Source organism: Leifsonia sp. GW821-FHT13C05 (assembly GCF_058806515.1).
In genome coordinates, this window is the sequence record NZ_JBXAPT010000002.1 from 383,106 (window position 1) to 395,827 (window position 12,722).

The 12,722-nt window shown below is 68.3% G+C and carries 12 protein-coding genes; 4 read left to right on the plus strand and 8 right to left on the minus strand.

Annotation, left to right across the window (positions count from 1 at the left end; all coding sequences use genetic code 11):
* Positions 1 to 18 precede the first annotated feature (18 nt).
* The 5 genes from AC1ROC_RS08400 to AC1ROC_RS08420 form a co-directional block, all read right to left on the minus strand.
* Complete coding sequence (locus tag AC1ROC_RS08400) at positions 19 to 927, minus strand: carbohydrate ABC transporter permease (RefSeq protein ID WP_492999439.1); 909 nt, start codon at positions 925 to 927, stop codon at positions 19 to 21.
* Positions 928 to 929: 2 nt separating this feature from the next.
* The gene (locus tag AC1ROC_RS08405) at positions 930 to 1,871 is read right to left on the minus strand and encodes a carbohydrate ABC transporter permease (protein WP_085370884.1); all 942 of its coding nucleotides are present in this window, start codon (positions 1,869 to 1,871) and stop codon (positions 930 to 932) included.
* A gap of 1 nt (position 1,872) precedes the next feature.
* A complete protein-coding gene (locus tag AC1ROC_RS08410; protein WP_434949896.1) occupies positions 1,873 to 3,195 on the minus strand; it encodes an ABC transporter substrate-binding protein in 1,323 nt (440 codons plus the stop codon).
* 145 nt (positions 3,196 to 3,340) lie between these two features.
* Positions 3,341 to 4,102, minus strand: coding sequence for an SDR family oxidoreductase (locus AC1ROC_RS08415; RefSeq protein ID WP_492999441.1), 762 nt, complete (start codon positions 4,100 to 4,102; stop codon positions 3,341 to 3,343).
* Positions 4,099 to 5,115: a zinc-dependent alcohol dehydrogenase gene (locus AC1ROC_RS08420; RefSeq protein WP_492999443.1), complete on the minus strand. Its 1,017-nt coding sequence runs from the start codon at positions 5,113 to 5,115 to the stop codon at positions 4,099 to 4,101. The genes AC1ROC_RS08415 and AC1ROC_RS08420 overlap by 4 nt, the downstream gene beginning before the upstream one ends.
* Before the next feature lie 140 nt (positions 5,116 to 5,255).
* Here AC1ROC_RS08420 and AC1ROC_RS08425 point away from each other — a divergent pair, with 140 nt between their 5' ends.
* From AC1ROC_RS08425 to arfA, 3 genes are all read left to right on the plus strand, one after another.
* Positions 5,256 to 6,263 (plus strand): aldo/keto reductase, encoded by a 1,008-nt coding sequence (locus AC1ROC_RS08425; protein ID WP_492999447.1) that lies wholly within the window; start codon positions 5,256 to 5,258, stop codon positions 6,261 to 6,263.
* A 98-nt stretch (positions 6,264 to 6,361) separates the two neighbouring features.
* Positions 6,362 to 7,366 carry a LacI family DNA-binding transcriptional regulator gene (locus AC1ROC_RS08430; RefSeq protein ID WP_492999450.1) on the plus strand — a complete coding sequence of 335 codons (1,005 nt, stop codon included), beginning with the start codon at positions 6,362 to 6,364 and terminating at the stop codon, positions 7,364 to 7,366.
* A 103-nt stretch (positions 7,367 to 7,469) separates the two neighbouring features.
* The gene (arfA, locus tag AC1ROC_RS08435) at positions 7,470 to 8,975 is read left to right on the plus strand and encodes an arabinosylfuranosidase ArfA (protein ID WP_434949906.1); all 1,506 of its coding nucleotides are present in this window, start codon (positions 7,470 to 7,472) and stop codon (positions 8,973 to 8,975) included.
* A gap of 7 nt (positions 8,976 to 8,982) precedes the next feature.
* On the opposite strand, the gene AC1ROC_RS08440 is transcribed toward arfA, so the two are convergent.
* Both AC1ROC_RS08440 and AC1ROC_RS08445 read right to left on the minus strand, forming a co-directional pair.
* Positions 8,983 to 9,597: a TIGR00645 family protein gene (locus tag AC1ROC_RS08440; RefSeq protein ID WP_168690412.1), complete on the minus strand. Its 615-nt coding sequence runs from the start codon at positions 9,595 to 9,597 to the stop codon at positions 8,983 to 8,985.
* Between the two features lie 338 nt (positions 9,598 to 9,935).
* On the minus strand, positions 9,936 to 10,547 hold the full coding sequence (locus AC1ROC_RS08445) for a uracil-DNA glycosylase (protein ID WP_492999456.1): 612 nt from the start codon (positions 10,545 to 10,547) through the stop codon (positions 9,936 to 9,938).
* Positions 10,548 to 10,623: 76 nt separating this feature from the next.
* Here AC1ROC_RS08445 and AC1ROC_RS08450 point away from each other — a divergent pair, with 76 nt between their 5' ends.
* On the plus strand, positions 10,624 to 11,904 hold the full coding sequence (locus tag AC1ROC_RS08450; RefSeq protein WP_492999458.1) for a cation:proton antiporter: 1,281 nt from the start codon (positions 10,624 to 10,626) through the stop codon (positions 11,902 to 11,904).
* A 5-nt stretch (positions 11,905 to 11,909) separates the two neighbouring features.
* On the opposite strand, the gene AC1ROC_RS08455 is transcribed toward AC1ROC_RS08450, so the two are convergent.
* Entirely contained in the window at positions 11,910 to 12,722 is an 813-nt protein-coding gene (locus AC1ROC_RS08455) for a DUF6999 family protein (protein WP_492999459.1), read from the minus strand.

Genomic DNA, 12,722 nt, shown 5'->3' on the forward strand with positions numbered 1-12,722 from the left:
CCTTGATTTCTGGCGCGGTCATTCCTTGGTTCCCCCCGCCGTCATGCCAGAGACGAGGAATCGCTGGGAGAAGAGGAAGACGATCAGGACGGGCAGGATCGACACGATGGTCGCGAGCGCCAGGGTCGGCAGCTGCACCGAGTCCGAGCCGGCCGAGCTCGGGTTGAAGGCCGGGGTGGCCGAGAGCAGCGAGGTGAGCCCGACCTGCACGGGGTAGCCGTCACTCGACGGCAGCATCACGAACGGCAGGAAGAAGTTGTTCCAGTTCTGCACGAAGCTGAAGAACGCGACCAGCGCGACGATCGGCGCCGCCAGCGGCAGAGCGACCTTGGTGAACACCTGCAGCTCCGAGCATCCGTCGATGCGGGCGGCGGCGAGCAGATCCCTCGGGATGCTCGTGGAGAAGTAGATGTACGTGAGGTAGACCCCGAACGGGAAGAACGACATCGGCAGGATCACCGACAGCGGGCTGCCGATCAGGCCCACCGCGTTGAGTTCGAGGAAGATCGGGAGCACGAGCGCGGTGCTCGGGATGAGCATGACCACCAGGGTCAGCACGAGCATCGCCTTGCGCAGCCGGAACTCGGTGAGCGCGAGCGCGTATCCGGCCGGGACGCTGACGATGAGGGTGATGACCAGGGCGCCGATCGAGTACATGGCCGAGTTGCCGATCCACGTCGTCACCGCGCCGCCCTGGAAGGCGAACAGCTGGTTCCAGTTGGCGACGAAGTCCGACCACGAGCCGAGCGCGAACGGGTTGGACAGGATGAGCGCCTTCGACGACTTGGTCACGGCGAACAGCAGCCACACGATCGGGATGGCGAAGAACAGGACGAAGACGGCGAGGACGACGGCCGCGATGGAGCGCCCGCTCCAGCCGCGGAGGGCCGAGCCCAGTCCGCGGCGTTCGCTCGGGAGTGCTGTCATGGTCATTCCTTCTCGAAGAGGCCGCCGCGGGTGACGAACACCCACGAGAGGAGCAGCGCGACGACCAGCAGGATGAGCGAGATCGCGGCGGCGCCGTTGAAGTCGTTCTGCTGGAAGGCGTATTGATACGCGAGCTGGTTGAGCGAGTAGTCGTTGGGGACGATCGCGTTGCTGGCCTGACTGAGCAGCTGCGGCTCGACGAAGAGCTGGGTGCCGGCGGCCAGCGACATGACGCCCATGTACGCGATCCACTTGCGGAGCATCGGCAATTGGATGCGCAGGGCGATCTGGAACGCGTTCGCTCCGTCGATCCTGGCCGCCTCGAGGATGTCGGTGCTGATGTTGTTCAGCGCGCCGTACATGATGACGATCCAGCCGCCTGCTCCCGTCCAGAACGCGATGATCGCGAAGATCGCCGGCAGGTTTCCCGGCTGGATCACCTCGACGAAGCTGTTCAGCCCCAGGAAGCGGAGGATGCCGCTGACCGGGCTGGCGGTCGGGTCGAGCACGAAGAGCCAGAGCAGGACGCTCGACGCCCCGGCGAGCGCGCCGGGCAGGTAGTAGATGAAGCGCAGGGAGGTCGCGGCCCAGCGCGCGCGGAGTGAGTGGACGATCAGCGCGAGCACGACCACGAAGATCACGAGGCTGATCAGCCAGATCACGAGGTAGACCGTGACGTGGAGCACGGCGGGCCAGAACCGGAAGTCGGTGACCACCGTCACGAAGTTCTGGAACCCGGCGAATCCGCCGTCGGCCGTGGTGAAGGCCAGGAGCACCGCATAGAGCGCCGGGAGCACGCCGAAGGCGATCGTGAGCAGTGCGTAGAGCGAGATGAAGACGTAGCCGATCGGGGTGCGCCCAGGTGCCCGGCCGCCTGGCCGGGCTGACCGCCGGCGCCCGGAGGCGCCGACGGTCAGCTGGTCGCTCGGGGGAGCGAGTGTCATGTCAGTTCACCGTGTATCCGTCGACCTTGGCCTGGTTCTCGATGGCCGTCTGCCAGGTCGGCAGCAGGTCGACGATGGACTTGCCTCCGGTGATGGCCGGGGTCATGGTCTTCGCCCAGACGGCTTCCTGGCTGAAGACCGGGTAGCCCCAGCCGTCCCAGACCTGGGATGCGGCGGTCACGATGGGTTTGAGCGGCGTCGCGAAGTACTTGCTCGACTCCTGCTTGGCGATCCACTTCTCCGCGGCCGGCGCGTACGCCGGGTATCCGGGGGCGAGGGCGACCTGGTAGTCGTCCGCCGTGGTGACGAACTCGGCGAACTTCGCAGCCGCCTTCAGGTTCTTCGAGTGGCTGGAGATGAACCAGGTGCCGCCTCCGACGTTTCCGGTGACCGCCTTGTCCTCACCCTTCCAGGTGGGCGGCTCTGCGACGCCGAGCTGTCCGGCCGGCACGTTCAGCGACTGCGCGTTGTTGAAGATGGCGCCCGCGTACCAGGCCGGGCCGGGCATCATCAGGACCTTGCCGCTGTAGTTCTTGACGAACTCCGGGGTGAAGACGCTCACGACGGGGACGGTCTTGTTCTCGCGGAGCGTGTCGAGCATGGATGCCGCCCGCTTGCACTCCTCGCTGTCCGTCTTGACCGTGACGGCTTTGGGACCGGTCACGTCGTTCGCCTGGCACTTGCTCGCCCACATGAAGACCTCGGGGGTCCAGGCGTCGCCCGCCGTGCCGACGATGTAGCCGGGGTGCTCCTTGGCCACCTTCTCGCCGAGGGCCTGGTATTCCTCCCAGGTGGTGGGGACCGTATAGCCGAACTGGTCCATCAGGGACTTGTCGAACCACAGCACCGCCTGCGCGAGGTCGTTGCGGAGGCAGTAGACCTTGCCCTCGACGGTGCAGGGGTTCAGGGCCCCTCCGGTGAACTTGCTCAGCGTGTCGCTGGGAACGAGCCCCTTGTCGAGCACAGCGGCGAAGGCCTGTTTGCCTCCCGACTTCTGGCTGGCCCAGGATGCGTCGCTGTTCTGGCTGGAGAACACGACGTCCGGCCAGCCGCTGCCCGCCCTGTCGAAGAGTTGCATCTTCGTGCGGAACGAGTTGGAGCCGTTCGCCGATCCGTCGTACGTGACGACCTTGATCTTCGTTTCGGGATTGGCCTTCTCGAAGGCCTTCGCAGCGGACTGGCGGTCCGCGTCCACCCAGACGGTGATCGTCGAGGAGGTGTCCTGCTTGGCTTCGGGAAAGCCGTATGAACCGTTCGTGGTGCTTCCGCCGGTGCTGCAACCGGTGAGGGCGATCAGTGCCGCTGCGGCTCCGATCGCTGCCACCGTCAGCGCGGGCCTTCGGCTCGAACGCACCACAGTGTGGATTCCGACCATGAGATGTCCTTGTCTTGTCGACTTCGTTGACGACGCCGAGGAGGCGTAGTGCGAGCATAGAGCATACGTATGATGTTTGCCAAGGGGCAATCGCCTACCGGCCGAGCCAGCCCCCATCGACGGGCAGGATGGAGCCCGTGACGTACGCCGCAGCGTCGGAGGCGAGGAACACGGCGGCCCCCGCCACGTCCTCCGCAGCACCCCAGCGACCGGCGGGGATGCGCTCGATGATCGACCGCGACCGCTGCTCGTCGTCCTGCAGCGCCTGGGTGTTGTCCGTCGCGATGTAGCCGGGAGCGATGCCGTTGACGGTCACACCCCTCCCCGCCCACTCGTTGGAGAGCGCACGCACGAGACCGGCGACACCGGACTTCGCCGCCGCATAGCCCGGCACGTTGATGCCGCCCTGGAACGAGAGCAGCGACGCGGTGAAGATGACGCGCCCCCGGCCGGCATCGAGCATCCGGCGCCCGAGCACCTGGCTGAGCAGGAAGCCGCTCGTCAGGTCCACCTCCAGCACCTCGTCGAACCACTCCATCGGATGCTCGGCGGCGGGCGCGCGGCGGATGACGCCCGCGTTGTTGACCAGGATGTCCACCGTGCGATCCCCGGCGACCAGTCCGTCGGCGAACGCCGTGACCTGCGCCCTGTCCGCGAAGTCGACCCTGTGCCCGGTGAAGGAGCGACCCATCCCGCGCACCCGGTCGGCGATCGCCGACGCCTCCGGATCGAGCGTCGCCGAGACGCCGACGATGTCCGCTCCGGCCGCGGCGAACGCCTCGGCCATCGCGAACCCGATCCCGCGTTTCGCGCCCGTGACGACGGCGAGCCTGCCGGTCAGATCGAACGGGTTCATGCTCCGACCTCCACGAGCAGCTTCATGGCCTGGCCGGCCTCGAGCGCTTCGAACGCCGCCGCGACCTCGGCCAGCGCGACCACGCGCGTGATGAGCTTCCCGGCCGGAATGGTGCCACCGGCCACCAGCTCGACCGCGCGCTCGAAGTCCTGCCGCTCGTACACCCGCGCCCCCAGAATGGTGAGCTCGCGCCAGAAGACGCGGTGCAGGTCGAGCGGCCTCGGCTGCGAGTGGATCGCGACCACGACCACAGTGCCGCGGACCTTCGCCAGCCCGGTCGCGCCGAGCACGGCGGCCGCGGCGCCGGAGACCTCGAACACCACGTCGGCGCCCGCATCCCCCGTCCACTCGTTCACCCACGCCACCTGGTCGACCCCGGACGGGTCGATGGTGCGCAGCCCCATGTCCTCGGCGGCCGCCCTGCGGTTCGCGTCGATCTCCGCGATCACCACCTCGGCACCGGATGCGGTCGCCACCGTCGCGATGAGCACGCCGATGGGTCCTGCGCCGATCACGACGACCTTGTCGCCGGCGCCCGCGCCGGATCGGCGGACATCGTGCACGGCCACGGCGACCGGCTCGACGAGCGCGGCATCCCGCAGCGACACGCCATCCGGGAGCCGGACGAGGGTGCGGGCCGGCACGTTCCAGTACTGCTGGAGCGCTCCGGGGCTGTCGATGCCGATGAAGTCGAGGTTCTGGCAGATGTGCTGGTTTCCGGCGAGGCAGGCCGGGCAGGTGCCGTCCCAGTCGAGAGGCATCACGGTGACCAGGTCGCCGACCGCCCAGCCGTCGACGCCCGGGCCGAGCTCGGCGATGGTGCCGGACATCTCGTGGCCGATGGTCGCCGGGGTGGTCACCCGCGCATCCATGTCGCCGTGGTAGACGTGCAGGTCTGTGCCGCAGATGCCGACGTACGCGACGGCGATCCTGACCTCCCCGTCGCGCAGAGCCGCCGGCTCGCGCTCCTCGACCGTGATCGTTCGTGCCCCTGTGTACTCTGCCGCCAACATCGCCGACTGCTCCTCTTCTCTGCGTTTACGCCTCGTCGCGCCGCTTCGACCCCTGGCGGGATGCGGCGACCACAGCTTAGATCAGAATGTCCGCAAACATAATACGTATGCTGAGTTATCATCACGGTCATGGAGAAGCGATGAACCCACGAACGAGCATCCCGGCACGCACCCTCCGCACGGGAGCAGCGGTGACGGAACTCGGCCTCGGCGCCGCCCAGTTCGGGAACCTCTTCCGCGAGACCACGGACGAGGAGACCGAGAGTGCGGTCGCCACAGCGCTCGGCGCCGGCATCCGGTACTTCGACACGGCCCCGCACTACGGGCTCGGGCTGTCGGAGCGGCGGCTCGGTGCCGCTCTGCGTGCGAACGACGCGCGGCGCGACGAGCTCGTGCTCTCGTCGAAGGTGGGCAGGCTGCTCGTCGAGACCCCGGAGACCGCCGACCGGCTCGACGACGACGGGTTCGTCGTGCCCGCCGACCGCAGGCGCGTGTGGGACTTCAGCAGGGACGGCATCCTCCGCTCGGTCGAGTCGTCCCTTGAACGCCTCGGAACGGACTACCTCGACATCGCGTACCTGCACGACCCGGACGACCACTGGCCGGAGGCGTCGACCACCGGCATCGGGGCACTCGTCGAACTCCGCGACCAGGGCGTCGTGCGCGCCTTCGGGGCCGGGATGAACCAGTCGGCCATGCTCACCGCGTTCGTCGAGCAGACCGACGTGGATGTGGTGATGGTCGCCGGCAGGTTCACCCTCCTCGACCAGTCGGCGCTGACCGACCTCCTTCCCGCGGCGCTGCGCCGCGGGGTGTTCGTGGTCGCTGCGGCGGTCTACAACTCCGGACTGCTGAGCAGCCCGACCGTCGACAGGGCCGCGCACTTCGACTACGGAACGGCCCCGGCTGCGGTCGTCGAACGCGCGGAGGCGCTGGCGGAGGCGTGCGCGCGGCACGGCGTGAGCCTGCCGGAGGCGGCCGTCCAGTATCCCCTGCGGCACCCGGCCGTCGTCTCCGTGGTGACCGGGATGCGCACCGCGTCCCACGTGCGGAGCACGGCGGACCGGTACGCGGCGACCATCCCGGATGCGCTCTGGGAGGAGCTGGACGCGAGCGGCCTGGCGGCCGACCCGGCGCGCATCCACTGATCGCGCTCCCCTGCCGCCCACTGCCGCCAGCCCTCCGCGCCCGCGCCGTTGTAGCATTCCAGGGGACCGCTCCGGGGTGGCTCGGGAAGGATTCGACTGTGGCCGTGACGCTCCGCGAGGTGGCTGCGGCGGCGGGCGTGTCCATCAAGACCGTCTCGAACGTGATCAACGGCTACGCGTACATCAGCGACGCAACGCGGGCGGCGGTCGACGCCGCCATCGCCGAGCTCGGCTACCAGCCCAACCTGTCGGCGCGCGGCCTGCGCTCCGGACGCACGGGCGTGATCAGCCTCGTGATCCCCGACCTCAAGAACCCGTACTTCGCGGAGCTCGCCGACTCCGTGATGCGCGAAGCCGCCACGCACGACGTCGCGGTGTTCATCCAGCAGAGCGGGGGCGACCGTGACAGGGAGCTCGCGATCCTGCGCGGCCCGCAGATGCGGATGGCGGACGGCATCCTGTTCAGCGTCGCCGGCCTCGGCCAGGAGGACGCCGCCCTCGTCGACGTGCCGACCCCGATCGTGCTGCTGGGCGAGCGGATCTTCCACGGTCCCGCCGACCACGTCACCATGATGAACGTCGCGGCCTCCCGGGCGGCCACGGAGCACCTGCTGTCGCTCGGGCGTCGCCGGATCGTCGCGCTGGGCGCGCATCCCGGTGAGGTCGTCGGCTCGGCCGGGCTGCGCCTGGCCGGGTACCGGGAGGCTCTGGAGGCGGCCGGGGTCGAGTACCGCGACGAGCTGGTGCTCGAAGCCGGGGAGTGGCGCAGAGTCGACGGCGCGCGCGCCATGCGGACGTTCCTCGAGACCGGCATCGACGTGGACGGCGTCGTGGCCTTCAACGACTCGCTGGCATTCGGCGCGATGCGCGCCATCGAGGACCGCGGGTTCCGCATCCCGGACGACGTGGCGGTGATCGGCTTCGACGACCTCGACGAGACGAGGTACTCCATCCCGACCCTGTCGTCGATCGAGCCCGGCCGCGACGACATCGCGGAGACGGCCGTGCGCCTGCTGCTGGCGCGGATCGGCGGCGACACCACTCCGTTCCAGGAGCACGAGGCGCCGTTCCGGCTGGTCGCCCGCGAGTCGACCGCTCGCTGACCGCGCGTCTCCGAACCGGGGTTGACAGGGCGCCCCGGATTGTCGGATAGTCTTCCTACAACGTTATAGGTAAACGTTGTACTACGACGAAGGAAGCCAACGAATGTCTGACTCCACGATCATCCTCGACCGCGCGAACACCGTCGGCCCCGTGCGCCGCCGCACCTTCGGCGCCTTCGTCGAACACCTCGGCCGGTGCGTGTACGACGGCCTGTACGAGCCCGGCCACCCGACCGCCGACGCCGACGGTTTCCGGCGGGATGTGGTCGACCTCGTCAAGGAGCTCGGCACCAGCACCGTCCGCTATCCAGGAGGCAACTTCGTCTCCGGCTTCCGCTGGGAGGACTCCGTCGGCCCGCGCGAGAGCCGCCCGGTGCGCCGCGACCTCGCCTGGCACTCGCTGGAGACCAACCAGGTCGGACTCGACGAGTTCTCCCGCTGGCTGAAGCTGACGAACTCCGAGCTGATGCTCGCCGTCAACCTCGGCACCCGCGGCATCGAGTCGGCGCTCGACCTGCTCGAATACGCCAACCACCCGTCCGGCACGGCGCTCAGCGACCAGCGCATCGCCAACGGAACGCCCGAACCGCACAACATCCGGATGTGGTGCCTCGGCAACGAGATGGACGGCCAGTGGCAGACCGGCTACCTCACGGCTGACGACTACGGCAAGCTCGCCGCCAGGACCGCCGCCGCGATGAAGATGGCGGACAAAGACCTCGAACTCGTCGCCTGCGGCTCCTCCGGCTCCGGGATGCCCACCTTCGGCGAGTGGGAGCGCGTCGTCCTGGAGCACGCGTACGACCACGTCGACTACATCTCCGCGCACGCCTACTACCAGGAGCGCGGCGGCGACCTCGGATCGTTCCTCGCCTCGTCGGTGGACATGCAGTACTTCATCGACACGGTCGTCGCGACCGCCGACCACGTCGGGTACCGCAAGAAGAGCACGAAGAAGATCAACATCTCGTTCGACGAGTGGAACATCTGGTACCTCGACGAGCACCAGGCCTCCGACGAGATCAACGACGAGTGGCGCATCGCCCCCCGCCAGCTCGAAGACGTCTATTCGGTCGCAGACGCCGTCGTGCTCGGCAACCTGCTGATCACCCTCCTGAAGAACAGCGACAGGGTCACCTCCGCCTCCCTCGCCCAGCTGGTCAACGTGATCGCCCCGATCATGACGGAGCCGGGCGGGGACGCCTGGCGCCAGACCACATTCTTCCCGTTCTCGGTCACCAGCAGGCTGGCGCGCGGCACGGTGCTGCGCCCGGTCATCGACTCGCCGACCTACGCCACCGCCGTCCACGGCGATGCCGCGGTGGTGGATGCCGTCGCCACGTTCGACGACGAGACCGCGACCGGCGCGGTGTTCCTCGTGAACCGGGACCAGACCGCATCCCGGACCGTCACCATCGACGTGCGCGACCTCGGCGCATCCCGGATCGACGAAGCGGTCACGCTGGCCGACGACGACGTCTACGCGAAGAACACCCTCGAGAACCAGACGCGCGTCGGCCTCACGCCGAACACGTCGGCGGCGATCGAGGACGGCCGCCTCACGGTCGTGCTGCCGCCCGTGTCGTGGACGGCCGTGTCGTTCGGCTGACGCCCGGTCACTTCGTCTTCGACAGCTTGTCGATCCAGGCCAGCGCCACGGCCGAGAGGATGAAGACGCAGTGGATGACCACCTGCCAGAAGACGCCCTCGCTGGTGTACTTCTCGCTGCCGAGGACGCCGCCGTTGGCTGCCCCGATATCGGCGACGGCGATGAACGTCTTCAGCAGGTGGATGGAGGAGATGCCGATGATCGCCATCGCCAGCTTCACCTTGAGCACGTTGGCGTTGACGTGCGACAGCCACTCGGGCTGATCGGGGTGTCCCTCCACGTTCACGCGTGACACGAACGTCTCGTAGCCGCCGATGATCACCATGATCAGCAGGTTCGCGATCATCACCACGTCGATCAGCCCGAGGACCGCGAGCATGATGTCCGCTTCCTCGATGTGCGTCGGGTGGGCGATGACGTCCTCGGCGATGTGCCACAGCTCCACCATGAAGACGTAGACATAGATCAGCTGCGCGACGATCAGGCCGAGGTAGAGCGGGGCCTGCAGCCACCGGCTGGCGAAGATCAGCGAGCTGATCCCGCGCTGCGGAGCGTTCGGACGGCGCGGCGACGGCTGCTCTGCCTGGGTGGGGGCGACGACGGGTGGGGCAGTCTCTGACACGGGGGCTTCCTCACGTATTCGGGAGGGAAAGCCTAAACGGGCATTTATGTGAGAACGCTCAGGATCGGGCGTTCAGGTGGCGGCTGCGAGCTGCGTATGCGATTCATCGCTCAATCGTCGCGTGGTTTCCGCGGCCTGAGCTTCCGAAGCGGCCTGACCATCGAGGTCACGATCCAGAGCACAAGCATGCCGACACCGAGCAGTGCTGCACCGAAGATCAGTTGCACGAAGTCCACGCGAGTTCTCTCTTTCAAAAAACGGCTCGAGATACTCTCCCGGCCTATTGATCCATATGCAAGATAACAGATTTTAGGCTGGTCTTGAACGCGACGAGTCCCTCAGGATCGGGCGTTCAGCGCCAGCACCTGCTCGGTGAACGCCCGCGCGCCGCCCTGCGCAGGGTGGCGCACGGCGGGCGCATCCACCCCCTCCGCTGCGAGCGCGCCCTGCGCCTTCCTGCCGACAGCGACGATGGTCTGGATGCCGAACGCCCTGGCCAGCTCGAGCGCGACGGGTGTTCCGTCGCGCACCTCGGCGGGCCGCGGAGTGCGGTTGGTGCGCGGGTCGCCGGCGACGAACGGATGGTGCGGGTAGATCGGCCAGGTCAGCGGCAGCGGCCCGCGCCAGTCGGCGAGCGCCGCCCAGACCACCCTGCTCGACGCCTCCCACGGGGCCTGTGGATGCTCGGGCAGCTCCAGCCCCGGAACGGCGCGCGCGGCGGCCCCACCCTCACCGGCCTCGCGCGCGGAGACGAACGGGACGCCGGTGACCGTCATGCCGCGCCAGCCGGGCGCCTCGGCGAGGAGGAGCACGGTGGTCCCGTGCACGGCGGCGAGGTAGCGGCGGAGGTTGCGCTCCCGCATCCGGCCGAGCTCGTCGTCGCCGTAGAGGTACTCGGCGTCCGGCGGCACCGGCACCGCGTCGAGCAGGCGAAAGAAGGTGTCGAGCATCCCTTCATGGTCGCAGACAGGGCAGAATTGTCCCACCTCGCGCCGCGGGGCCGAGAGTCGGAGCGAAGGGTCCCGGATGCCGACCATCATCCTCGTGGGGTTCGCCGCGATCGTGCTGTGGTCACTGGTCGCTCATCGGTTCGAGCGCAGCGGGATCGCCGGGCCGCTGGCGCTGGCGCTGATCGGTTCGCTGGTGGTGCTGATCGACATCCCGGCGTTCGTCGAAGCCGTCGACAGCGATGTGGCCGAGCACGTGGTGGAGCTGATCCTGGCCGTGCTGCTGTTCGTGGACGCCTGCGAGGTGAAGGGCGGCGTGTTCGGCGGCGAGGGCAAGATGATCGCGCGGCTGGTGCTGATCGCGCTCCCGCTGTCGCTCGCGCTCGTGGTCGTCAGCGGGCTCTGGCTGCTGCCCGGCGTGAACCTGTTCGTGCTCATCGTCATCGCCTGCGTCGTGATGCCGACCGACTTCGCGCCGGCGACGGCGCTGCTCCGCTCTCCGAGGATCCCGGCCAGGGTGCGGCAGATCCTCAACGTGGAGAGCGGGTACAACGACGGCCTCATCTCCCCGATCTTCGGTATGTCGCTGGCCATCGCGGTGGTGCTGCCGACGCTGATCAAGGTCGCGGACAGCGGCACGGAGCCGTCGCACAGCACCGAGACCGAACTGGAGAAGAACGTCGAGGACTTCATCAACGCGTTCTTCGGCGCCGTGCCGGCGACCATCGTCGCCATCCTCGTCGGCGTGCTGCTCGGCGGCGCGATCGGCCTGCTCACCCGCTGGGCATCCGGCCGCGGCTTCGCCAACCCGACCGGCGTGCGCATCGTCATGCTGATCACCCCTCTCCTCACCTACGGGATCGCGACGATCCACGGGGTCGGCGCCAACGGTTTCGTCGCCGCCTTCGTCGCCGGGGTGATGTTCCGCTTCACCCGCACACGCAAGACGGAGCAACTGTCGATCGCGCACGACGAACTCGTGCTGGTGGAGGAGGTCGGCGTCCTCGCGACCAACTTCGTCTGGTTCGTCCTCGGCGCCATGACCACCGACATGATCGTCAGAGGCGTCGACTGGATGCTCCTGCTGGTCGCGCTGCTCGCGCTCACCGTGTTCCGCGCCGTGCCGGTCTACCTGGCTACGCTCGGCTCATCCATCTCGTGGCGGGACCGCACGATCGTGGGGCTCGTCGGGCCGCGCGGAGCCGCATCCATCGTCTTCGGCCTGCTGGCGTTCAACAAGCTGCCCACCGGCGCCGGAGACGACGTCTGGGATGTCGCGGTGCTGACGGTGGTCTCGAGCATCATCCTGCACGGCCTGGTCGCGCCGTACATCGTGAAGCGGCTGCCTGCCCGGGTCTGATCGCGTCAGGCGAGCTCCACCAGGCGGGCGTGGGCGTACTCGCAGACGAGGGCGTGCAGGTAGACGGCCTGCGGCACATCCACGTTGGAGTCCATGCGCAGGCTGAGCGCGCCCGTCTTCCAATGCCGGAACGTGTCGTCGTCGCAGACCACCGCGAGCAGTTCAAGGAGCGAGTCGTCGAACCGGATGGAGTGGATCGCCCTGCGGTACTCCTCCAGGGTGAGCGCCATCGAGAACGGGATGTTCATGAAGCAGAGGGCGGTCTGGATGTCCAGCCTGAGCAGCCGGCGGCGGCCGCGCTCCGGGTCGATGGCCGGGATGTCCAACTGCTGCAGGTCGAGCGGTTCGCGCCGGGTGACCGGAACGCCGTCCAGCGCGATGAACACGTCGTAGACGTTCACGTCGTGCTCGACCACGGCGTGGTCGCCCAGCCCGGCGAGCGTCACCGGCCGCAGGGTGACCGGCTCCATCGCGGCGGGGGTGTTGCGGATGAGGAAGTTCACGAGGTTCGTCTCGACCACGAAGTGCCGGATCAGCAGTTCCACCGCATCCGGATGCACGAACCGGCGCAGGAACCAGACGCAGAGCACATCCATCGTGCCGAGCGACATCCAGCGGAACGGCAGCACCCGCTTGACGATCGAGACCAGGGCGACGATCACCCGGGACAGCACCCGGGCGACCGGGTACAACCAGCGCCGGGAAAGCCGCCGCTGATCGTCCAGGATCTTCCGCACCAGCGCGCGATCGAGCGGGATGGACGGGTCGGCGGAGATCGCATCCCACATGCTCGGGTCGGACAGCCCTACCTCCGGCAT

Coding starts and splice junctions, on each gene's coding strand:
- AC1ROC_RS08420 (WP_492999443.1), bottom strand. CDS start 5,115: ATGTTGGCGGCAGAGTACACAGGGGCACGAACGATCACGGTCGAGGAG.
- AC1ROC_RS08455 (WP_492999459.1), bottom strand. CDS start 12,722: ATGCCGGAGGTAGGGCTGTCCGACCCGAGCATGTGGGATGCGATCTCC.
- AC1ROC_RS08450 (WP_492999458.1), top strand. CDS start 10,624: ATGCCGACCATCATCCTCGTGGGGTTCGCCGCGATCGTGCTGTGGTCA.
- AC1ROC_RS08425 (WP_492999447.1), top strand. CDS start 5,256: ATGAACCCACGAACGAGCATCCCGGCACGCACCCTCCGCACGGGAGCA.
- AC1ROC_RS08445 (WP_492999456.1), bottom strand. CDS start 10,547: ATGCTCGACACCTTCTTTCGCCTGCTCGACGCGGTGCCGGTGCCGCCG.
- AC1ROC_RS08400 (WP_492999439.1), bottom strand. CDS start 927: ATGACAGCACTCCCGAGCGAACGCCGCGGACTGGGCTCGGCCCTCCGC.
- AC1ROC_RS08405 (WP_085370884.1), bottom strand. CDS start 1,871: ATGACACTCGCTCCCCCGAGCGACCAGCTGACCGTCGGCGCCTCCGGG.
- arfA (WP_434949906.1), top strand. CDS start 7,470: ATGTCTGACTCCACGATCATCCTCGACCGCGCGAACACCGTCGGCCCC.
- AC1ROC_RS08415 (WP_492999441.1), bottom strand. CDS start 4,102: ATGAACCCGTTCGATCTGACCGGCAGGCTCGCCGTCGTCACGGGCGCG.